At 66.1% G+C, this 20,445-nt stretch carries 18 protein-coding genes and 5 pseudogenes; 2 read left to right on the top strand and 21 right to left on the bottom strand.

Annotation, left to right across the window (positions count from 1 at the left end; genetic code table 11):
• Positions 1-347 precede the first annotated feature (347 nt).
• From MVG78_RS20245 to MVG78_RS20295, 11 genes and pseudogenes are all read right to left on the bottom strand, one after another.
• Positions 348-2,177: an SLC13 family permease gene (locus MVG78_RS20245; RefSeq protein WP_247561020.1), complete on the bottom strand. Its 1,830-nt coding sequence runs from the start codon at positions 2,175-2,177 to the stop codon at positions 348-350.
• Positions 2,178-2,540: 363 nt separating this feature from the next.
• Entirely contained in the window at positions 2,541-3,704 is a 1,164-nt protein-coding gene (locus MVG78_RS20250; RefSeq protein WP_247561022.1) for a helix-turn-helix domain-containing protein, read from the bottom strand.
• Positions 3,705-3,966: 262 nt separating this feature from the next.
• Positions 3,967-4,245: pseudogene (locus MVG78_RS20255) on the bottom strand (hypothetical protein); the annotation flags it as partial.
• 112 nt (positions 4,246-4,357) lie between these two features.
• Positions 4,358-4,662 (bottom strand): annotated as a pseudogene (locus MVG78_RS20260) (enoyl-CoA hydratase/isomerase family protein); the annotation flags it as partial.
• Between the two features lie 99 nt (positions 4,663-4,761).
• The gene (locus tag MVG78_RS20265) at positions 4,762-5,724 is read right to left on the bottom strand and encodes a DMT family transporter (RefSeq protein ID WP_247561024.1); all 963 of its coding nucleotides are present in this window, start codon (positions 5,722-5,724) and stop codon (positions 4,762-4,764) included.
• A gap of 50 nt (positions 5,725-5,774) precedes the next feature.
• A complete protein-coding gene (locus MVG78_RS20270; protein ID WP_247561026.1) occupies positions 5,775-6,218 on the bottom strand; it encodes a VOC family protein in 444 nt (147 codons plus the stop codon).
• A 53-nt stretch (positions 6,219-6,271) separates the two neighbouring features.
• Positions 6,272-6,856: a GntR family transcriptional regulator gene (locus MVG78_RS20275; protein WP_247561028.1), complete on the bottom strand. Its 585-nt coding sequence runs from the start codon at positions 6,854-6,856 to the stop codon at positions 6,272-6,274.
• 65 nt (positions 6,857-6,921) lie between these two features.
• Positions 6,922-7,758 carry an amino acid ABC transporter ATP-binding protein gene (locus tag MVG78_RS20280; RefSeq protein ID WP_282615084.1) on the bottom strand — a complete coding sequence of 279 codons (837 nt, stop codon included), beginning with the start codon at positions 7,756-7,758 and terminating at the stop codon, positions 6,922-6,924.
• A 10-nt stretch (positions 7,759-7,768) separates the two neighbouring features.
• Positions 7,769-8,632 (bottom strand): amino acid ABC transporter permease, encoded by an 864-nt coding sequence (locus MVG78_RS20285; protein WP_247561030.1) that lies wholly within the window; start codon positions 8,630-8,632, stop codon positions 7,769-7,771.
• A gap of 49 nt (positions 8,633-8,681) precedes the next feature.
• Positions 8,682-9,560 (bottom strand): ABC transporter substrate-binding protein, encoded by an 879-nt coding sequence (locus MVG78_RS20290; RefSeq protein WP_247561032.1) that lies wholly within the window; start codon positions 9,558-9,560, stop codon positions 8,682-8,684.
• A 61-nt stretch (positions 9,561-9,621) separates the two neighbouring features.
• A complete protein-coding gene (locus MVG78_RS20295) occupies positions 9,622-10,125 on the bottom strand; it encodes a gamma-glutamylcyclotransferase family protein (protein ID WP_247561034.1) in 504 nt (167 codons plus the stop codon).
• A gap of 188 nt (positions 10,126-10,313) precedes the next feature.
• Between MVG78_RS20295 and MVG78_RS20300 the strand changes: the two genes are divergently transcribed.
• Positions 10,314-10,583 (top strand): hypothetical protein, encoded by a 270-nt coding sequence (locus MVG78_RS20300; protein ID WP_247561036.1) that lies wholly within the window; start codon positions 10,314-10,316, stop codon positions 10,581-10,583.
• 250 nt (positions 10,584-10,833) lie between these two features.
• On the opposite strand, the pseudogene MVG78_RS22135 reads toward MVG78_RS20300, so the two are convergent.
• Positions 10,834-10,923: pseudogene (locus tag MVG78_RS22135) on the bottom strand (integrase core domain-containing protein); the annotation flags it as partial.
• A gap of 429 nt (positions 10,924-11,352) precedes the next feature.
• Positions 11,353-12,126 (bottom strand): alpha/beta fold hydrolase, encoded by a 774-nt coding sequence (locus MVG78_RS20310; protein WP_247561038.1) that lies wholly within the window; start codon positions 12,124-12,126, stop codon positions 11,353-11,355.
• Between the two features lie 92 nt (positions 12,127-12,218).
• Between MVG78_RS20310 and MVG78_RS20315 the strand changes: the two genes are divergently transcribed.
• Positions 12,219-13,190, top strand: a complete 972-nt coding sequence (locus MVG78_RS20315) for a LysR family transcriptional regulator (protein WP_282615085.1) — start codon at positions 12,219-12,221, stop codon at positions 13,188-13,190.
• A 60-nt stretch (positions 13,191-13,250) separates the two neighbouring features.
• Here MVG78_RS20315 and MVG78_RS20320 read toward each other — a convergent pair.
• The 8 genes and pseudogenes from MVG78_RS20320 to MVG78_RS20355 form a co-directional block, all read right to left on the bottom strand.
• Positions 13,251-13,394: pseudogene (locus MVG78_RS20320) on the bottom strand (IS630 family transposase); the annotation flags it as partial.
• Between the two features lie 78 nt (positions 13,395-13,472).
• Positions 13,473-14,486 (bottom strand): 4-hydroxyproline epimerase, encoded by a 1,014-nt coding sequence (locus MVG78_RS20325; RefSeq protein WP_247561040.1) that lies wholly within the window; start codon positions 14,484-14,486, stop codon positions 13,473-13,475.
• A gap of 17 nt (positions 14,487-14,503) precedes the next feature.
• Positions 14,504-15,731: pseudogene (locus tag MVG78_RS20330) on the bottom strand (NAD(P)/FAD-dependent oxidoreductase).
• Between the two features lie 486 nt (positions 15,732-16,217).
• Entirely contained in the window at positions 16,218-16,607 is a 390-nt protein-coding gene (locus tag MVG78_RS20335; RefSeq protein WP_247561042.1) for an FCD domain-containing protein, read from the bottom strand.
• Positions 16,608-16,665: 58 nt separating this feature from the next.
• The gene (locus MVG78_RS20340; RefSeq protein ID WP_247561044.1) at positions 16,666-17,721 is read right to left on the bottom strand and encodes a glycosyltransferase family 4 protein; all 1,056 of its coding nucleotides are present in this window, start codon (positions 17,719-17,721) and stop codon (positions 16,666-16,668) included.
• Positions 17,722-17,729: 8 nt separating this feature from the next.
• Positions 17,730-18,521 carry a UDP-2,3-diacylglucosamine diphosphatase gene (locus MVG78_RS20345; RefSeq protein ID WP_247561046.1) on the bottom strand — a complete coding sequence of 264 codons (792 nt, stop codon included), beginning with the start codon at positions 18,519-18,521 and terminating at the stop codon, positions 17,730-17,732.
• A 143-nt stretch (positions 18,522-18,664) separates the two neighbouring features.
• Positions 18,665-19,684 (bottom strand): PDR/VanB family oxidoreductase, encoded by a 1,020-nt coding sequence (locus MVG78_RS20350; RefSeq protein ID WP_247561048.1) that lies wholly within the window; start codon positions 19,682-19,684, stop codon positions 18,665-18,667.
• 30 nt (positions 19,685-19,714) lie between these two features.
• Entirely contained in the window at positions 19,715-20,440 is a 726-nt protein-coding gene (locus tag MVG78_RS20355; RefSeq protein WP_247561050.1) for a GntR family transcriptional regulator, read from the bottom strand.
• Positions 20,441-20,445 lie beyond the last annotated feature (5 nt).

Consider the following 20,445-nt stretch of genomic DNA (forward strand, 5'->3'; position numbering starts at 1 on the left):
GAATTCCACGCATTCGGCGAAACAGGAGAGCGGCCTCCTGGTGCGGAAGCACCATAGTGTCCGGGTCCATCCGATACTCCGCATGGCCCTGGCGTCGTCGCGAGGCGAATGAAGCGGGGCGCCATGTCGAACCGGTATCCCGGATGACAGCCCAGCAGACCGCCCCATGATCCAATGGCTTCTCACTCCAGACCAGCACACCCGTACCGCAGTGCCAGGATAGAGCCACGCCAGGTCAGAAGAATGTGTGGGCCATCCCGATACTGTGCGCAGCATCCCAGAACGGGCTGCGGCCGGGGAGGCCCCCTTCCCATCGGATTCCGCAGGGCGCCGCTAGGGGAATCGGGTCAGTGGAAGGGGAGCAGCCAGGGCACCAGCATCAGGCTCACCATCATGACGACGACCGCGAATGGGACCCCGATCCGCACGAAGTCGCCGAAGGTATAATGGCCCGGACCAACCACGAGCGTGTTCGCTGGCGACGAGATCGGCGTCATGAAGGCCGCAGAGGCCGCGAGGGCGACGGTCATGGCGAAAGGATAAGGCGATGCACCGAGATCCTTCGCCACGGCCAGTGCGACCGGTGCCATGAGCACGGCAGTGGCCGTGTTGGAGATGAAGAGGCCCAGCACGGCGGTGATGACGAACAGGATGGCCAGCACGGTGCGGGGAGCGGCATTTCCGGTCAGCGCCAGCACGGCATCGGCGGCCAGATCGATGCCACCGGTCCGCTGCAAGGCCAGCGAGAAGGGCAGCATGCCCACGATGAGGATCAGGCTCTTCCAGCCTATGGCCCGATAGGCGCTTTTCATGTCGACGCAACGGAACAGCCCCATCAGCAGGCAGCCGATCAGTGCGGCGTGGACATTGGGTACAATCCCGCTCACCATCAGGCTCACCGTCAGGGCCAGGATCATGACGGCCTGTGGCGCCCGGTTCGCAGCCGGCAGCACCTCGTGCATCTCGGCCGGCAGGTTCAGGACGATCAGGTCGGAAGGATCGAGCTGAAGCTTGCGGATGTCGCTCCAGAAGCCTGTGAGGAGGAGCGTGTCACCGACCCTCAGCTTCTCTTCCAGCAGGCCATGGCCGTAGATCTTCTGGCCACGGCGCAGGCCGATGACGGTCAGGCCATAGGCCGCGCGGACACGGGCCTTGATGATGCTCTGGCCGATCAATGCGGAATCGGGCGGCAACATGGCCTCGGCCATGCCGATCTCCTGCGACTTGTCCAGGAAGTAGGCACCATCGGAAAGCGGCATCCGCCGGAGCCGAAAGCGTTCCCTCAGCTTGTCGATCGCGACATGGGACGCCATGACATCGACCAGGAGGACGTCATAGGCCCGCAACTCGGTCTGGGCCGAAGGCCGGAGCACGTCCGTGAAGAAGCGCTGGCCGCGCTCGATCGCCAGGATGTTGATGCCGGCATCGCGAAGCGAGAGCTCCGCCAGCGTCTTGCCGATCAAGGGAGATTCCGGGGAGACCCGCACGCGATACTCCCGGTCCGCCAGCCCATACTGCTCGATCCAGTGCCGCAGGCTGATCTGCGGCCGGGCTGCGGTTGTCCCCGGCCCGCCGGCCAGCAGGCGGCGCGCGAAGAGCATATAGGCGATGGCCAGGAACAGGAGGGGCAGGCCGAAGGGCGTGAAGCTGAAGAAGTGGAAACCTTCGGCGCCTTGCCTCACCAGTTCCGCATTCACCAGGAGGTTTGGCGTCGTGGCGACCAGTGTCATCATGCCGCTGATCAATGCCGCGACGCTGAGTGGCATCATGAGCTGGCGTGGCGGCGTCCCCGTGTTCTGGCAGATCCGCAGCACGACCGGGATGAAGATCGCCACCACGGCCGTGGAACTCATGAAGGAACCCAGACCGGCGACCACCAGCATGAGCATCACGAGCATGCGCGCGGGGCTGCTTCCAGCCTTGGCGTTGAGCCAGTCACCCAGCCGTCGCGCCACCCCGGTCCGGACCAGCCCCTCCCCTATCACGAACAGGGCGGCGATCAGGACAATATTCGGGTCCGCGAAGCCGGCCAGCGTCTCGTTCACTGTCACCACACCGGTGAAAGGCATGGCCGCCATCATGATCAGGGCCACCGCATCCATACGGGGGCGGTTCAGCACGAACATCACGATGGCCGCAGCGAGGAGGAGAAGGATGATGACAAGCGAAGACGACATGGAGGGTCTCTGCGGAAGGGAGTCGCGATAAGGGAACAGCCGGCGCCATGGCCCATCCCGGCTGGCCGATTAGCCTAGCCCCCAGGGCATGCCCAGCATGGGCCGGGCTGCATCGCCGTCCTATGCTCCGGCTCGGTCCACTTCAGGGGGCGCTCTCCCCAGAATGGCATGGCGTCCGGATAGCCCGGTTCGGCACTTGGAGCATAGGATTATCCTGGCCCTGGAGTACGCCCTGGTGGAAGCTTTCGAGGCCGTACTTCTCGTTGGGACTATGGAGGCGATCGCCTTCCAGCGCGAAGCCGGCGGCCATAGACCTTGGAGGCCGATGCTGTGCGGCATCGCCATTGGAGACGTCCCCGGCGGTCAAGCCGGCGGCATGGTCTCACCTCTGTCTCCGGCGCCAAGCCGACGGAGCAGGCCGCCGAAATCGAGGCCGGAGGATGTCGGAGGCGGGGTCTCCGTCCCGATGGCCCGGAGGCCCTGCCGGCCGGCCGAACGCGCCTCGCCCGGCGCGTAACCGAACTCCCTCCGAAAGGCGCGGCTGAAGGAGGAGGCGTCGAAAAAGCCCAGTTGCTCCCCGATCTCGGCCACCGAGAAGCGGCACCAGGGGTCTGAGAGCATCGCGTGTGCCATGCGCAGGCGCTGGCCCTGTATGTAATGGGCCACGCCGCCGTGCTGTTCGAAAAGCCGGTAGAGGTGGGAGCGGGAAACCCCTGCCAGGCGGCAGATCTTCTGGGGGTCGAGCGTGGCGCGGCCGATATTCCGCCGGATCACCTGTCTGATCCGTTCCATCTGGGCGACCGCCCTGTCCGTCGGTGCGACGGCCTTCGGCGTGATGCCCGCGAGGAGGCAGGCGGCGATCATGGATTGTGTCGCCGTGGCCAGGACCGGCACCTGTTCCGGTGTCATCGTGGACAGGCGCCGTTCCAGCAGCAGCAGGTAGTCCGCCAGGAAGGCCGCGCCAGGTGTTTCGAGCACACCGGGCCCGAGCGCGGCCAAGCCGGCCGAGAGTTCCGGAAAAGCGTCACGGGGGATGTAGAGTGAGAGCCAGTCCGCATTGGTCCGGTCGCTTTCGGAGGGCTCGCCGAGCGAGAACAGTGCCGGCACCCCGGGGCGCGTGACGAAGCAGGCCGAGGCGGAGCGGTAGCGGGACTCGCCGGAACGGGCCACGCGCACCACCCAGTGATCGATCCCATCGCGACGGACCTGACGGGCACTGCGTTCGAGCGATACGGGTGGTGCGTTGTTGAGGCTCAAGGCCAGGGCGCCGAAGGACCAGATCACGTTGCGACCGGAGAAGCTCGGGCCCGGCTCTCCAAGCGGCACGATGGTGTTGAAGGACTCGTACTTGCTCTGCCATAGATCAAGCTGGTGGCCCGGTTCGACGAGATCGGTCGAGAAGACCACCGGTTTCAGCAGGGTCGGGCCTGCTTCGCAGGGCTGGGGCGACGGCGAGGCGTGCGGCTCTCCTTCCACCAGTGCGGCGATGGGGGAACCGACCCGGTGTGACAGAGAGTTCGCGCTCACGCGGACCATGTTCCCTGACCTCCAGACCGACATCACCTGGAACAGGCATAGCCGGACCTGGCTGAGTCGACACGAGTCCTCTCCATCACCATGAAGCGTTTTTGTTCAAATTGATAGGAGCCGTTCGGAGACCATGGTGAGCCAAGCGGACTCACGATCGGAGTGGACGTCCTTACTGTCAATTCCAGGATGGAACGGCTTTCGGTTCTGACGTCAGAACGGTCTTTGGAAGCATCTTTCGTTCTTCCGGGCCGACCATGCGTCATGCGACGGCGCAGGCGCGAGGCGCCGGGGACCTCTCAGAAGAAGCCTGGAATTCCGCAGAAAGTATATATCCGATACTGTTTGCCTTGTCCGCCGGTTTGCCGGACCGGCACTTCGCTATCCCCAGATCGATGTCGAACAGATCCATGACCCGGCCCAGCGTATGGTCCACCATCTCCTCGATCGAGGTGGGCTAGGCATAGAAGGCCGGGACGGGCGGATAGACGATGGCACCGGCCTCCGTCACCGCGGCCATGGAACGGATATGCCCGAGATGCCCCGCGGAGGCTGGAAACGCCTGGGATGCAATGGTCATCCAGTGTCTGCGTGACATCCGCCGGAGCGTGAAGGCGGGCAGGAGCGGCGTACTGTCCGGAGGGCTGAGGCTGTCACCAGCCGGTGAAGCTCAGATCACGCTTTTCTAGGAAGGCGGCAACACCCTCCGAAAATCCTCCGAGGTGCGGAACCGGCTGTAGCAATGGCCTTCCAGCTCGATGGCGATGGAAAGAGTCGAATCCCCGGTGTCGTTGAGCAGCTTCTTGGCGATTCGCTGCGCCAGGGCCGGGAAGCCGACCAGTTCGCGCACCAGGGCATCCGTCGCAGCCTCCAGTTCCGTATCGGGCGCGACCTCGGTGGCGATGCCCCAGTCCAGCGCCTGCTTCGCGGCGATGCGGCGGGAGCGCATCACGATGTCCGCCCACCATCCGCTTCCCTTCGCGGACCATGCACGAGGCCCGTCCGTCGCCTCCTGGGCGATCCGGACCTCCGAAGGTGACTTGGGGCGGGTGTCCTTTCACTTTCTGACCTTCAGCCGCGACATCCTGGCTACCCTGCCGAAGGGTGGGAAAGGGGGGCGAGCCTGTCGCGGTCGGACTCGTCCTTCCGCCAGCGTTCCGCCACGCATCTCTTCTGTGGCTGAGGCGGTTGCTCTGCCGCCCCGCCACCGGGCCCAGGGTAGTAGCCCGCCCGCGGCGATGAGCCCACAACCGGCCAGCGTCCAGTGATCCACAGGATCACCGAAGGCAATCCAGCCCAGCAGCACCGCCCAGCCCATATAGGTGTAGGAGCAGGCGGCGAGCCTGGCCACCGGCGCGCCGGGCCGGCCATAGGCCAGAACGATACATCCATGCCCCGCGACCCAAAGCCCGGCCATCACCGCTGCCGGCAGCAGTTCCACCCAGCGCGGCGCAATGGCCACGAAGGGCAGCGCGGCGGAGGTGACGGCGAAGCCGGTCAAGGCCGTCCAGGCCCAGGTGGTGTAGGGCCCATCGGCCGCCATATGGCGCGTGCAAATAATGCTTGTCGCCCAGCAGGCGGCGGACATCAGAGGCAACAATGCCGCGGCGCCCAGCAGGCTTGGTCCCGGCCGCAGCACCAGCAGAATTCCGGCGAGGCCCACGGCGAGGCCCAGCCAGCGCCCGCGCTCAACCTTCTCCCCAAGAACCAGGATGGACAGGAGAACGACGAAAACCGGCGAGATGAAGTACAGCACCGTCGCATCCGTCATCGGCATGGCCCGCAATGCCGCGATCATCAGCACCGTCGAGGCGAGCAGGCCCAGGCCGCGCAGGATCTGCAACCCAGGCCGGGCCGGCCGGGGCGGAGGCCCCCGCAGCATGGCCAGCGTCCTGACCGCAACCAGTGCCACGGCCAGGCGGCACCAGGCGACCTGCAAAGGGTCCCAGTTCCGGGCGATATCCTTCGCGAGCGCATCCGAAATGGCGAAGAGCAGCATGGCGGTCAGGCAAAGCACCACGCCGCCTCGCCCGTTTCCTTTGGTCGGTGCCATACCCGTTGCCTGAGGCGTCAATCCGCGGATCGGCGTATTTCCAGCACCGTGCCTGCCCGGGCGCGGGTGTCGAAGTAGCAGAAGCCGCTGCGGTCCGCGCGCAGGCCGCGCGCGATCACCTCCAGCCCAAGGGCACGGCCGCGCGCCTCTGCCTCCACGATATCCGGCACCTCGAAGCCGAGGTGATAGATGCCCTCCCCATGCTCGTCGAGGAAGCGGCGCTGCGGGGAATCCAGGAGCCCCGGATCGCAGAGCTGGATCTGCACGTTGCCAAGATTGACACAGCGATAGCGCATCGTGGCCGAAGCCTCGGCGTTCGGCACGTCCAGTTCCACATAGGGGGACGACTTGGGATAGTCGAACCAGGGACCGATTCCGAGGCTGGTATAGTAGGCTTCCGTCCGCTCCAGGTCATGTACGACGATGCAGATGTGGTGCAGGGTGTGGAACAGGTCGCTCATCCGTGGGAATCCTCGTGCGGACGCAGGGCACAGGCTGCTGCGGGAAGTGGTCTTCAGCCGTGGAGGCCGGGCTCGACGATCGCCATCGTCGCTTCCACATGCTGCCGCGCCACGCGGTCAGCCGTGTCCTCGTCGCGTTCGCGCAGCGCGGCCAAAATCCGGCGATGATCCTCGTTGCTGCGCACAATCTCCTGATGCGCGAAGAGCACAGGTACCCGCAGCATCCAGTAGTAGAACTGCGTCCGCTCGTGGAACTGTGACAACAGGGTGTTGCCGGCGCATTCCACGATCCGGGCATGAAAGGCGTTGTTGATCCGGTTCAGCTCCGAACGCGTCAGGGTATCGGCCGGCTCCATGGCATCCACCATCCGGGCGAGCTCGTCGCAAACCTGTGCGTCGATGCGCCGTGCGGCCAGGCGCGCCGTGGCACCCTCGATGGCGGCACGGCTTTCGAAGATGGCGTGGACCTGGGATGCGTCGATGTCCTGCACGATCCAGCCACGCTCCCGCGCCAGATAGCCTTCACCTTGCAGCAGCAGCAGGCCCTCCCGCACCGGCGTGCGCCCGACGCCCAGGCGCTCGCACAGGTCTTCCTCCACCAGCCGCTGGCCCGGCTTCAGCTCCGCGGCGAGGATCATGCTGCGCAGCCTCGCCCGGACATCCGTGGCAAGGAGGTCAGCCGCCCCGCTCCGGCGCCCCCCGCTCATGCCGGCACCTGCGCGCCGGGCGGCGTGTCGATGATCAGGGCGGCTGGCCCATCCATGGATGGAAGGTGATGGTTCAGCTGGCCCAGGAAGCTGCGCGCGCGCGCGGTGCGGGGAACCGCGAAGAACTCCGCCGATGGCGCATCCTCCACCACCGATCCTGCCTCCATGAACAGCACACGATCGGCCACGCCGCGGGCGATGGCCATGTCATGCGTGGCAATGAGCATGGTTTGCCCTTCCTCAGCCAGCTTGCGGATAATCGCGACCACTTCCTGCGCCAGCTCAGGGTCCAGGGCGCTGGTCGGCTCGTCGAGCAGCAGCACGCGCGGCGACATGGCCAATGCCCGGGCAATGGCCACGCGCTGCTGCTGCCCGCCCGAGAGCTGCGCGGGGAAGGAGCCCGCCTTGGCCTCCAGCCCGACCTTGCGCAGCAGTTCCATGGCCAGGGGGCGCACCACGGAGCGACTTTGGCCCAGGACATGGACAGGCCCGCTCATGACATTGTCCAGCGCGGTCATGTGCCGGAACAGGTTGAAGGACTGGAAGACCATGCCAACCTTCTGCCGCTGGCGGCTCACGGCAATGTCGGAGCGTTCGTACAGGGCATCCGGCCGCTCCTCATAGCCCATCAGCTCACCATGAACGTAGATCCGGCCGGAGCTGATGGTCTCCAGGTGATTGACGCAACGGAGCATGGTGGACTTCCCTGCCCCCGACGGCCCGAGCAGCGCAACGACTTCTCCAGCGGAGACATCGAACGAGACATCCGACAGGGCTGTGTAGTTTCCCCAGCTCTTGCAGACGCGGACGGCAGATACGGCGGGCGGTGTCATGGCGTGAGCCTCAGCGGATGGGATAGCGCTTCTCGAGCGCCGTCTGCAGCAGGGTCGCGAAGGCCGTCATCACCAGATACCAGAAGGCCGCAACGGTGAGCAGTTCCACCACCCGGAAGTTGGAGGAGTAGATGTCGGTCACGATGCGCAGAAGCTCCAGATAGCCGATGGCCGAGGCGAGCGAGGTGGATTTCAGCAGCATGATGTACTGGTTGCCCACGGCGGGCAGGATGATCCGGCCTGCCTGCGGAACCACCACCTGCGCCATCACCGTGCGTCCGGTCATGCCGAGGGCACGGGCGGCGGCCCGCTGGCCCTGGTCCACCGCCTGGATGCCGCCGCGGATGATCTCGCTCATATAGGCGCCCTCGGCCAGGCTCAGCGCGGCGAGGGCCGCGACGAAGGGCGTGACCACCGAGGTGGTCGGGGCCGCGATGAGCGGCGTTTCCATGAAAGGCAGCGTGATGTGGATCTCGGCAAGCATGGTGGGCACCGCGTTGAACCAGAAGATGAGCTGGATCAGCATCGGCGTGCCACGGAACAGATAGACATAGACCGCAGCCAGCCCGACCAGGATCGGGTTTCCGCTGAGCCGCATCAATGCCGAGATGAATCCGATCGCCGTGGCGAAGACGAGCGCCGTGGTGCCGAGCACCACGGCGTTGAGCGCACCTTGCAGCACGAGTGGGCTGAAGATGTACTCCAGCAGGATGGAAGGCTCGATCAGCCGTGCCCTGGCGCCGCCGGTGACGACCGCCAGCACCAGCAGCAACGCGATGGCACCCAGGATCCAGCCACCCCATTGGCGGCGGTGCACGATGGGGAGAGCATCCGGCAACTCGGCCGGATACCGCATGGTGGACGAGGCGGTCATGACCATACCCTACGCATGGATCCTGTCGTGTCGCGTCGCATGGCTTCCCTCATCCCCTCCGGCTGGCGGGAAGGTTGACACTGATTTCCGGCAGGGCCGAGCCCTCGACACCCCATTTCGTCAGGATGCGGTGATAGGTGCCGTCCGCCAGCATGGCCTGAGCGGCGGCACGGACGGCGTCGCGCAAGCCGGAACGGCCCTTCGCGAAGCCCCAGGAGGTGATGTAGGGCGTCAGCATATAGTTGCCGCCCACGATGGCATAACGGCCTTTGAACTGGCTGGACATGTAGACCAGCGCGGGGAAATCGCCGAGGTAGCCGTCCACCCGGTTCAGGTCGAGCTGCATCCGCGCGTCGGGTGCGTTGGGCAGTTGCTCCGCCCGGATCGGGGGGCGGCCGGCGGCGACGCAGCGCGCGGAGGCGGCCTCCACGGCGGCCATGATGACGCGGCCCCCAAGCAGCGTAGCGACGGAGCGGCCACAGAAATCATCGATGGTGCGGTAGCGTTCGGCATCCGCGGCACGGACCAGGATACTGCCGCCCGAACGCATGTAGTTGACGAAGTCGAGCTTCTCCTCCCGCTCCTCGGTGTCGGAGATGCCACCCGAGGCAACATCGAAGCGGTTGGCCTCGATGCCTGGGATGAGGGCCGCGTACTCGGCCTGGACGTATTCCAGGCGCAGATTCAGGCGGCGCGCGATCTCGACAAGCAGGTCCGCGCTCGCGCCCGTGACGTCCTGCTTGCCAGGCTCACGGAACTCGACAGGCGGGAAGGTTTGCTGCGAGCCGACACGCAGCGTGCCCCGGGCGCGGATGTCGGCGGGAACCAGCGAGGCCGGATCTGCGGCCTGGGCTTGTGCCGGCGGGGCGGCTGGAATGGCGAGAAGCAGCGCCGTACCTATCGCCAGCAGGGATCGTCTGACGAACATGCGTGTCGTTCTCCAGGACATCGGGGATGGGCGGCGGGCTGACCCCGCCGCCGGTCGGCGGTCAGCGGGTGTCGGCGCCGCGGCCCGGGATCTTCGATGGGTTCGGGCGATCCGCCCGCGGGCAAGGCGCCGCGGCATCGAACACGGCCTGTACCTGCTCGATATACTCGGCCGGGAACTCCCACTGCTTCAGGCCGGCAGGGATGTGTTCCCAGTAGAAGTTGGGGGGGCGCATCGGCTGGCCGGGCGAGGTCATCCGATAGGTCCAGCAGTCGTAGGTCTTGCCGTCGTCGCCATGGACGGTCAGCGCGAAACGCTCGAAGTCGTCGTAATCCTCCTCGAAATGCTTCGGGTCGTGCTCGAAGACCACACCCAGGGCCTTCTGGCCCCAGGCGACAGGGGCAACGCTCGACAGGTGGCACCAGCCCCGGTCCGTCCGCTCCCCGGCCGCGTGGAACCGCAGCGCATGATTGGCAGCGTGGCCCTTCGTGATCGCCTTGGCCTCCGGCATGTACCGGCCCACCTCGATGTCGTGCAGCCAGGTACAATAGGCGAAGTAATACATGAGGATAGCTCCGTTGTGACTTCGGCGGGCGCGCCGGGCGCCGCGCGGATGGACGACCCCGACCATCCGTATGCGTCTTCGTATACGAAACCATATACTGAGTCCATGCGTTTGTTCGGCGATTTTGGACCGGGGTGCCGCTGCCAGCCCCTGCCTGCGCTGGACGAAGGGAAAAAAGGGTTCATTTCATGCGCTTTGCTTTCGCAGACACCCATGCCTATCCCGGCTGCCGGGTGGCTCTACTCGAACCGGACGTGGCGAATGAGGTGGTCGCCGAGTTCTCGGACGGCACGATCGTGCCGGCACGGCAAAGGGAGGAGGCGGGCGGCAGGCACGTCTCCATCGGAGCCTACGAGACCCGGAGCGGGAGCCGGATCGAAGCGAAGTCGTGGCTTCTGCTGCCCCGCGAAGACACGAAGGAATGGCGCGTGGCACGCCGGATTATGCCGGATTCGTAATTTATGGCGCCCCCATATCGCCCATGATGACATTCCCCATTTGCGGGCGTCCGGCCCGGCCACACCGGCTTGGCCGCCATCTGATGCTATTGGGACCGCCAGCCGGCTCCGTGCCATGAAGGGACGGATTTGCCCTTCGGTAGTCTTTACCTAACGATAGAATTCAGAGGGTGGCTTCTGGGGTGCTCCCCATCAAACCGGACAGGAGACTGGGTTGGACGCTTGACGGGCGATGAACCCACGAGGTGAGAGCAAGCATACGCAAGCCAGAGTGGGGGTGGCAGGCGTTGTAATCCTCGAACCAGGCAGGGAGCTGCTGGAGGACGGTGGGGGCATCTGGGCAGTGGTGCCGCGCCGGCCAGCGTAGTCTGTGCCGAAGTCTTCCGATGGCCGCTGTGCCGTACGCCCTCAGCCATGCCCGAGGTCATCGAGTGAACAGGGTGGATGGTGACGGAGCACAAAAGCTGGGCGACGTGTCTCTCACAGCAGGATTCACCCGGCTGCTTTCACCGCAGGACAAGACATGGCCATGATGTCAGCGGAGCGCTGCCCGGATGCATTGCGGGAAGCAGGATTGCGTGTACCGGATGGGATTTCGGTTGTCGGCATCGACGGCGTCGGCCCTGCACGCCGATCGCCTTATCGCCCGACCCTCTGGTGGTCCGTATTGGCGAGAAACGAGTAGGACGGCGAGATTCCGCCTATCCGGCCGCGTTTCTGATCGCCTCCTGATGATGCGAAGGGAATGATCTACACCACACGGCACTTCTCAGGCTTCGGTGGCCTGCAACCAGTCGCGCAGCAGTTCGCTGAGCAGATCCGGTTCCTCCAGCGCAGGCATATGGCCGCAGTTCGGAATAACGTGCAGCGTGGAACCTTTGATGCTCGCATGCATCTCCTCTGCGTGCTCCACAGGCGTCACCCGGTCCCCCTCCCCCACCACGATCAGTGTTTCGGCAGGAAGCGCTGAAAGCCCGGGGCGTGCGTCCGCGCGGGTCATGATCGCCTGCTGCTGACGGAGGAAAGCTTCTCCGCCGACCCTCAGGGCCATGGCTCGCATCTCGGCCGCGACATGCCCCTCGAAATGGCGGGGATGTACGAGGTCACCGAGCAGCTTGCGGGTGATGCCGACGAACTTTCCATGGCGGAGCGAGGTCATGCCTGCCTGCCGTTGGGCGATGCGCTCGGGACTGTCGGCACGCGCGCTGGTATCGACCAGGGCCAGGCGCCGCACACGATCCGGCGCCTGCCGCATGATCTCCAGCGCGACATACCCGCCCATCGACTGCCCGACGAGCGAGAAGCGGGGCGGCGCCGCCGCCAGGGTGCGCCGCGCCATGGCCGCGATGGAGGAATCCAGTGTGAGATCCGCCACCATCGGCGCGGACACGTCGGCAAGTGCCCGCACCTGATGGTGCCACAGGGCCTGGTCGCAGAGCAGGCCGGGCAGGAAGACCACAGGCTCCAGCGGCCGGATTGTGGCGGCAGCCATCATGCCGTGCGGCAGTGTCGCTACTCTGTCCAGATCGAATGCCAGGCTCATAGGGGTCAGCTCCTCGGCCCGGAAGATGAGGCTTGATGGCTTCATCTGTCCAATACATGATACAGGCCTTCTTGATATGTTTTGGAGATGATGTGGAGCTGCGTCACATCCGGTACTTCCTGGCGGTCGCCGAAGAAGGCCATTTCACCCGGGCCGCGCAGAGGCTCGGGATCGGGCAGCCGCCCCTCAGCCAGCAGATCAAGGATCTGGAGGAAGAGATCGGCGTCATGCTGTTCCACCGTGGCCCGAAGGGCGCGGAACTCACCGCGGCCGGCAAGGTGTTCCAGGAACGTGTGCGACCCCTTCCGTCCGAGGTGCGGAGCGCGGTGGAAGCAACGCGCCGGGCTGCGCGCGGCGAGATCGGCACGCTCAGGGTCGGCTTCACAGGCTCCGCGGCCTTCAATCCCCGGGTGCCGCTGGCCATCCGCACCTACAGGCGGCGCTATCCGGATGTCGAGCTCAGCTTGCGGGAAGCAAACTCGAACGGCCTTGTCGAGGCGTTGCGCTCCGGCAGCCTGGATGCCGCTTTCCTGCGGCCCGAGGCGATCGACCGGGATGGACTCAGGCTCCATGCCATGGAGGAGGAGCCCCTCATCGCCGCGCTGCCATCCAGCCGCATGGCGCACGAGAAGCCCATCCACCTGCGCGAGCTTGCCTCCGATCCCTTCGTCATGACACCGCGCGCACTGGGGCCGACCTTGTTCGACGTGACGATCGGCGCCTGCCGCAAGGCCGGGTTCGAACCGATCATCGGCCAATCAGCGCCGCAGGTGGCCTCGGTCCTGGCACTGGTCGCGGCCGAACTGGGCGTTGCGCTCGTCCCGGTGTCCATGCGGGATGCGGCGATCAAGGGCGTGACCTACCATGACATCAAGGGCGAGAAGCCGGTCACGGCCCTGGCGCTGGCGGTCCGGAGCAACGAGCGGTCCCCCGCCGTGGCGGCCTTCGTTGCCGAGGCGCGTTTCCTGGAGGGAGGGCCTGACACGTCTGGCCGTTTGCGGGACCACGGCGCGCCAGCAGCACCGCTTCCGGAGCACGGTTCCCACCATCGGCGGCAGGAGTGATCCGATGTCAGGGGCGATCCAGGCGGCAACACCGCCCATTGCTCATCCGGCGGCGGCACTCTCTCCGCGCGGGTCGCGTCCGTTGCGGCGAGCCATGTTCGTGCTCGCCCAGGTCTCGTCGATGAAGACCGGGCGCTCTGGGTCGGGGCTGGGCTGCATCTCTCGCCAGGTGGCACGCGCCGCTGCTATGTCCGGGCGGTCCTGCCCGGCAGTGAGCCGGGAAACCCATGGTGACCTGTGTTCCAGCTACGGCCACGCCACGGCCATTCCATCTGGTGAAACCTACTTCACCACGAAGCCATGCGCGTACGGGTCCCGGTCATCGATGAAGATGGTGTTGATACCGGTCTGGCGTGCCCATCCACCTATGGAGGGAATGATCGCCGGCTTGCCGGCAACCTCGGCCGCCGCCTCGACCCGCCCCTTGAAGATCGAGCCGATGATCGATTCATGCCAGAACTCATCGCCCACATTCAGCTTGCCCTTGGCTGCCAGCTGCGCCATCCGCGCGGAGGTGCCGGTGCCGGTGCCGGTGCCGCAGGGTGAGCGGTCGATCGCCTTGTCACCATAGAACACGGCGTTACGGCCGTGAGCGCCTTCCACCGTCGGCCTGCCGGTCCACTGGATATGCGACAGGCCGCGGATCTCGGGATGCTCGGGGTGCACGAAATCGTACTTCTCGTTCAGTGCCTTCCGAAGCTTCGGCGAGAAGCCGATCAGCTCCCCTGCAGTGAAGTCGGCCATGTCGCCGAAATTCCTCTGCGGCTCCACAATGGCGTAGAAGTTGCCGCCATAAGCCACGTCCACCACGATCTCACCGAGCCCTTCCACATCCGCGGTCAGCCCTTCGGCATGGAGGAAACCCGGGACATTGGTGAGACGCACTTCCTCGACGAAGCGGCCTTCCTGGCGATAGAGGATATCGACCTTGCCCGCCGGGGTGTCGATGGATAACCGGCCGGGTTCGCGCGGCTGGATCAGGCCATTCTCGATGCCCATGGTGATGGTGCCGATGGTCCCGTGACCGCACATCGGCAGGCAACCCGAAGTCTCGATGAACAGTACGGCGACATCGCAGTCGGGGCGCGTCGGCGGATAGAGGATGGAACCCGACATCATGTCGTGGCCACGTGGCTCGAACATCAGGCCGGTCCGGATCCAGTCGAAGTCCCGAAGGAAATGAGCGCGCCTTTCCAGCATGTTCGCGCCTTCGAGGCGAGGCCCGCCGCCCGAAACGAGGCGCACCGGATTGCCGCAGGTATGCCCATCGAGGCAGGAAAAGGTATGGACCGCCATGGTCGGGATCTCCGGCGTCAGAAGCGTTGTGGAGAGAAGGAGGAGATGTCCACGGGCAAGGGCGCGCCTGTCAGCAGATCAGCAACGATGCGTGCCGTTCCCACGGATTGCGTCAGGCCCAGATGGCCGTGACCGAAGGCGTGGATGATCCGTCGATCGCCCCTGGCCAAGCCGAGAGCCGGCAGGCTGTCGGGCAGTGAGGGGCGAAAGCCCATCCACCGGGTGCCACCAGCGGTCTTCAGTCCGGGGAGGAAGGTCTCGGCTTTTGCCAGCATCGCCTCGGCACGCTTGAAGTTCGGCGCGAGCTTCAGCCCGCCGAGCTCGACAGCACCGCCGACCCGGATACCGGTAGAAAGGCGGGAGACGACGAAGCCGTGCTCGCCGAAGGTGACCTGGCAGCGCAGGTCCAGGGCATCGGGCGGTAGGGTGGTATTGTAGCCGCGCTCCGTTTCCAGGGGAATCCGCTCCCCAATGGTCTTCGCGATGTGGTGCGAGAAGGCCCCGGCTGCGAGCACCACCCTGTCGCCGCTGAACACACGATCGCCGATCGCCTCGATGCCAGCGTCGGTCGGTTGCAGGGTCCGGATCTCGGCGATCTCGATCCGGCCGCCCCGCGCCCGGAAGTGATCGGCCAGCGCCAGGGTGTAGAGCTTCGGATCGGCGATGGAATACCATCCAGGGGTGAAGGTGCCGTGGGTGAAGCGCGGCGCAAGACCGGGCTGTAGGTCAGCCATCTCAGTGGCGTTCAGGTGCCGGAAGTCGATACCATGCTGGGCGCGCCACCCACCCGGGCAGGGAGGCGCGAAACTGAGCTTCGCCCTCGTAGACTTCCAGGTTTCCGTCCTCACGCAACATATGCGCCGTGCCAGTCTGCGATAGGAAGTTCCTGAGCTCGGCCTTCGAGAGGTCCATCATCGCCGTTTGTGCGGCGACCGAAGCTGCGACCCGGTCCGGGGCGCAGGCGCGCACGAAGCGCAGGAGCCATGGCATCATCTGCAGGGCATAGGCCGGCGGCAGGCTGAGCGGACCAAGCGGATCGAGCAGCCACTTCGGTGCCTTCAGGAAGATTCGGGGCGAGGCAAGCGGGAAGATATCGGTGAAGGCGAAGGCCCCCGCATTGCCCGCCGACGCGCCTGCCGCCGGGCCGTCACGATCGATCACCGTAACCGGCAAACCTCGCGCCTGCGCGGCGATCGCAGCCGAGAGGCCCACCACTCCCGCACCGATGACGATAACCCGTTCCATCTCGACCTCAATGCTCCACGATGAGGAACTGCCGCCGCCCAGACCCCGTCATCCTGACTGACGTATCACCGGGTCATGGCCCCGAACGTGGTCAGACAAACGAGCGGATGCAGCAGCCGATAGGTCAGCAGCAGGTCATTCGGGTGGTAACGCAACAGGACGAAACTGGTGCGGAACGTCCCACCGCGCCAGAGAGCGTAGCCTTTGTGGAGCGGGCTTGGTTATACGTGGTCTGGATCCTGCCATGACGGCTTCTACCTTTGGTGCCTCCTCAGCCTCTCGCAGGCCGCCGGCGGGTTCATGCACCTCAACATGGCTCAGACGGTGGAAGCAGGCACTTTCCAGGCCCTGTCGGGGGTCATGGACAAGTAGCTTTCCGCACAGACAAAGGTACTGGATCAGACGCAACCGGCCCTCAACCCTCCCCGCGCCCGAGCGCCGCCGCGACACAGCTCTCCGTCAGGCGCGGATGTCAGCAGCACCGTATTACGGGGCGGCGTCTTTCCTGGCCTGCGTATTGTTCTTCGCCTGAAACCTCCGCAGCACCTCTCCCGCGAAGATCACATGCTCACGCATCAGCGCTTCCGCGCGTTCTGCATCGCGATTGGCGATGGCGAGGACCACGCGGTGATGATCATCATGTGAACGCTTCATGATGTCATAATCTTCCCAGATGAACAGGCGGTCGGAAGCCAGGGGCACGTTCTGTGTCTGCCGCACGAAGCTGTTGAGCCAACCATTGCCGGCGGCATCGAGGATCGTCTCATGAAACTCGACATTCATGGCGCGATAGGGCGGCAGCCCTTCCAGTGTCAGCCTGCCTGCCGCCAACACGTCATCACCACGACGCAGGCAGTCGCGCAGCCGCCACCGCAAACCAGGACATCAACGGCTATGGCAGTCGACAGGATCATTCCCAGCTTGCTTTTAGCGCTCAGGAGATGGGAACGAGAGCGGCGCGGAGGAGCGACTTGCACCGCCCCCAGGACCAGCCCTCCGCATGATCGCGACATGCCGAACGATCCACGGCGAGCGCATCGAGACACGCGATGCGGAGATCCTCGTTCATGGCGCCAACGGGCGCGGCCGCTCCGCCCAGCACATCCAGGGGTCCGGGCACCGGGAAAGCGGCGACAGGCGTGCCGCTCGCCAGAGCCTCCAGCATCACCAGGCCAAAAGTGTCGGTGCGTGAGGGGAAGACCAGGACATCCGCATCCGCGTAGCAGGCCGCCAGCGACTCACCGTGCTTCTGGCCCAGAAAATGCACATCCGGGAAGCGTGCCTGGAGTGCCCCGCGCCTCGGTCCGTCGCCCACCACCACCTTCGACCCCGGAAGATCGAGGTTCAGGAAAGCCTCGATGTTCTTTTCCACCGCCACCCGGCCGCAGCAGGCGAAGACCGGTCGTTCGAGCCCGGCATAGGGGGCATGCGGGCCACCCCGCAGCTCAGGCCGGAAGCGTTCCAGATCCACCCCCCGCGTCCAGAGCTGGAGGTTGCGGAAGCCACGCCCCTCCATCTCCCGCAACAGGGACGGTGTCGCGGCCAGGGTGCCGGCCGAAGCCGCATGGAAGCGGCGCAGGATGGCCCAGGACCAGCCCGGCGGCACGCGAGCCCGCAGATGCAGGTAATCCGGGAAGCGGGTGTGGAAGGAGGTCGTGAAGGGCCAGCCGCGACGCCGGCAGACCGCCCGCATCATCCAGCCCAGCGGTCCCTCCGTGGCGATATGGATGGTCTGCGGCCGGAAGGCCCGCACCCGGGCTTCGACCGCGGCACGGGAGACACAGGCGAGCCGGATTTCCGGATAGGAGGGCATGGGCAGGGAAACGAAGCGATCGGGGCCAAGGATCTCGACCACATCGCCATCGCCGCGCAGAAGGTCGGCGACGGTCCGCAATGTCCGCACGACCCCGTTCACCTGCGGTTCCCAGGCATCCGAAACGATCAGGATACGGGCAGGCGTCTCGGGTAGCAGGTTCGGCGCCCCTGCCATGCCCCGCATCAGGCGGATACCGGCTGCGCCGTTGGCGTGGCCAGGCGTTGGCGCGCGGAACAATCCAGCAGTTCGAAGCGTCCGTCGGGATGCTCGACCAGGGCGGTGCAGGATTCCACCCAGTCGCCCGTGTTCATGTAGATGACGCCGCCGATGTCGCGCATCTCGGCATGGTGGATATGGCCGCAGATGACGCCGTCATAGCCACCGCGGATCGCCTCATGCGCCAGCGCTTCCTCGAAGCGGTCGATGGCCTTGACCGCCTCCTTCACGCGCCGCTTGAGCCATTGCGACAGCGACCAGTAGGGATAGCCCATCCGCCGCCGGGCTGTGTTGAACCAGCGGTTCAGCAGCAGCGCCGCGTCATAGGCCCAATCCCCGAGATGAGCCAGCAGCGGCCAGTAGCGCACCACGCTGTCGAACTCGTCGCCATGCATCACCAGCAGCCGGCGGCCATCGGCGGTCACGTGCTCCGCCTGCGCCACGAGGTGGATGCCGGCGACCTCCAGCCCCACCCAGTCGCGGAACATCTCGTCATGGTTGCCGGGGATATAGAGGATCTCGACGCCTTCGCGCGCCCGGCGCAGCAGCAGGCGGATCACCTCGTCATGTCGGGCGTCCCAGTACCAGGACTTGCGCAGGCGCCAGCCATCCACGATGTCGCCCACCAGCACGATCCGCCCGCAATCCACGCCGCCCAGGAAATCCAGCAGCAGGTCTGCCCGGCTGGCGCGCAAGCCGAGATGCAGGTCGGACAGGAACACCGTCCGGTAGTGGCGCCTGACGAAGCTCTGTTGCATGCACGGCCCGGCAACCTGTTTCGTCGCCGGTATAGGGGGCGAGAACCAGGACGGGCGTGAAGATTCCTTGAATGCTGGGAGGCCGGATCGCCCTTGGCAGCATCCGGCCCATGCTCATGACCAGCCCCGGAATCAAGGCCGCATCAGGAATGCAGCCTCTTCAACTCCGGACCGGACCGAAGCCGCTCGTCGCCCCGGAAAGCCGTGTCCACAGTGATGACGCCACCGACCGCGCGGGAAACGCAGGCGCAGATCCTGCGGCCTTCCTCATGCTGATGGTCGCTGAAGAAGACATCGCGATGATCCACGATGCCCTCGGCATCCAGCACATCCATCGCGCAGAGCCCGCATTCCCCGCGCCGGCAGTCGGACAGCACCCCGACGCCGCTGGCCTCCAGCGCTTCCAGCATGCTGCTGTTGGCCGGCACCGGGACCTCGATGCCGAGACGGGGAAGCCGGACGGTGAAAGCCTCGGTCGGATAACGGCCGGAGGAGCCGAAGGTCTCGAAGACCAGCCGGGCACGCGGACGGCCCGCAGCCGCCCATTCGCGCTTCGCCGCCTCCAGCAGACCGATGGGGCCGCAGATATAGGTCTCCGCGTCGGGTCCAAGCGAGGAGAAGGCCTGCCTCAGATCGGCCCTTCGCCCTTCGGCCTCGCTGAAGACCTCAAGATTCCCGCCGAGCTCCGCTTCCAGCTCGGCAAGATAGGCCATCTCGGCGCGGGAGCGCCCGGCATAGAGCATGCGGAAACGCGCACCGCGCCGCCGCAAGGCCGAGGCCATGCCTCGGATCGGCGTGATCCCGATCCCACCGGCAACCAGCAGATATTCGGGCGCATCGCCGGAAAGCTGAAAGAAGCTGTCCGGCGCCGTGACCTCCAGCCGCGCCCCGGCCGGCAGCGACCACATGTAGCGCGAGCCTCCCCTGCCCGGCTCCTCGCGCTTCACGGCAATACGCCAGCAGCCGTCCTGCGGCTGGTCGCCCACGAGCGAATAGCGGCGCAGATCCGTCTTGCCATCGACCATCACGCGCACGCAGAGATGGCTGCCGGTGGCATAGGGCGTCGCGCCGCCCTCGGGCGCCAGGGTGAATTCCCGGATGCCCGGCGTCAGGTCACGCGTGCCGCGAACCACCGCCGTGATCCACTGTCCGTCGAACCGCATCTTTCTTTCTTCCTCCCCTGCGCCGCCGGCTCAGGCCGACAGGCGGCGCTGGATCAGGGCACCGCCCTGGACCAGATGAAGCTTCCCCTGGCGCAGGGCCAGGGCGAGGTTGCGATGGGCGAGCCGGGCATGCTCCCGCATGATCGCCTCCGCCCGGGCCCCTTCCCGCAGCGTGATCGCCTCGACCACGCCGCGATGCTGTTCCTGCGCCACGGTGAGGATCACCCGCGCCTCGGGCAGTTCGCCCTGGGCCATGACGAAGCCGCTGGGGGAAGCGAAAGGCAGGGCCACCGCCTGCCCGACCTTGCGCGCCAGCACCGGACTGTCCGCCAGTTCCAGCAGGAGCTGGTGGAAGTGCTCGTTCAGCGTCACGTATTCGGTGAAATCGATCCCGGCCTCCGGCGCGCGCGCCAGGGCGGCGTCGATGCCCTCCAGGATGTCCCGCAGATGCGCCAACCCCTCCGGCGAGGCACCGCGCTCGGCCGCGAAGCGCGCCGCCAGTCCTTCCAGCGTGCCGCGGACCTCGATCGCATCGCGGATCTCCTTCTCGCTGAAGGCCTTCACCATGAAACCGCCGGAAGGGATGGGCTCCAGGAGTCCTTCCTCCGCCAGCCGCGCCAGGGCCGCCCGGACCGGCGTCCGCGAAGCACCCAGCCGCTCGGCGACACCGTTCTCCGACAGGCGCTCCCCCGGGGGCATGCTGCCGCTGAGGATGACCTCCCGCAGCTTCAGCAGGGCCGCGACGCTCTGCGACATCGTGG

The organism is Roseomonas gilardii subsp. gilardii, from assembly GCF_023078375.1.
Classification (GTDB): domain Bacteria; phylum Pseudomonadota; class Alphaproteobacteria; order Acetobacterales; family Acetobacteraceae; genus Roseomonas; species Roseomonas gilardii.

Coding starts and splice junctions, on each gene's coding strand:
- MVG78_RS20270 (WP_247561026.1), bottom strand. CDS start 6,218: ATGAGCGACCTGTTCCACACCCTGCACCACATCTGCATCGTCGTACAT.
- MVG78_RS20345 (WP_247561046.1), bottom strand. CDS start 18,521: ATGCAACAGAGCTTCGTCAGGCGCCACTACCGGACGGTGTTCCTGTCC.
- MVG78_RS20275 (WP_247561028.1), bottom strand. CDS start 6,856: ATGATCCTCGCCGCGGAGCTGAAGCCGGGCCAGCGGCTGGTGGAGGAA.
- MVG78_RS20285 (WP_247561030.1), bottom strand. CDS start 8,632: ATGACCGCCTCGTCCACCATGCGGTATCCGGCCGAGTTGCCGGATGCT.
- MVG78_RS20290 (WP_247561032.1), bottom strand. CDS start 9,560: ATGTTCGTCAGACGATCCCTGCTGGCGATAGGTACGGCGCTGCTTCTC.
- MVG78_RS20295 (WP_247561034.1), bottom strand. CDS start 10,125: ATGTATTACTTCGCCTATTGTACCTGGCTGCACGACATCGAGGTGGGC.
- MVG78_RS20350 (WP_247561048.1), bottom strand. CDS start 19,684: ATGCGGTTCGACGGACAGTGGATCACGGCGGTGGTTCGCGGCACGCGT.
- MVG78_RS20355 (WP_247561050.1), bottom strand. CDS start 20,440: ATGTCGCAGAGCGTCGCGGCCCTGCTGAAGCTGCGGGAGGTCATCCTC.
- MVG78_RS20325 (WP_247561040.1), bottom strand. CDS start 14,486: ATGGCGGTCCATACCTTTTCCTGCCTCGATGGGCATACCTGCGGCAAT.
- MVG78_RS20245 (WP_247561020.1), bottom strand. CDS start 2,177: ATGTCGTCTTCGCTTGTCATCATCCTTCTCCTCCTCGCTGCGGCCATC.
- MVG78_RS20280 (WP_282615084.1), bottom strand. CDS start 7,758: ATGACACCGCCCGCCGTATCTGCCGTCCGCGTCTGCAAGAGCTGGGGA.
- MVG78_RS20300 (WP_247561036.1), top strand. CDS start 10,314: ATGCGCTTTGCTTTCGCAGACACCCATGCCTATCCCGGCTGCCGGGTG.
- MVG78_RS20310 (WP_247561038.1), bottom strand. CDS start 12,126: ATGAGCCTGGCATTCGATCTGGACAGAGTAGCGACACTGCCGCACGGC.
- MVG78_RS20340 (WP_247561044.1), bottom strand. CDS start 17,721: ATGGCAGGGGCGCCGAACCTGCTACCCGAGACGCCTGCCCGTATCCTG.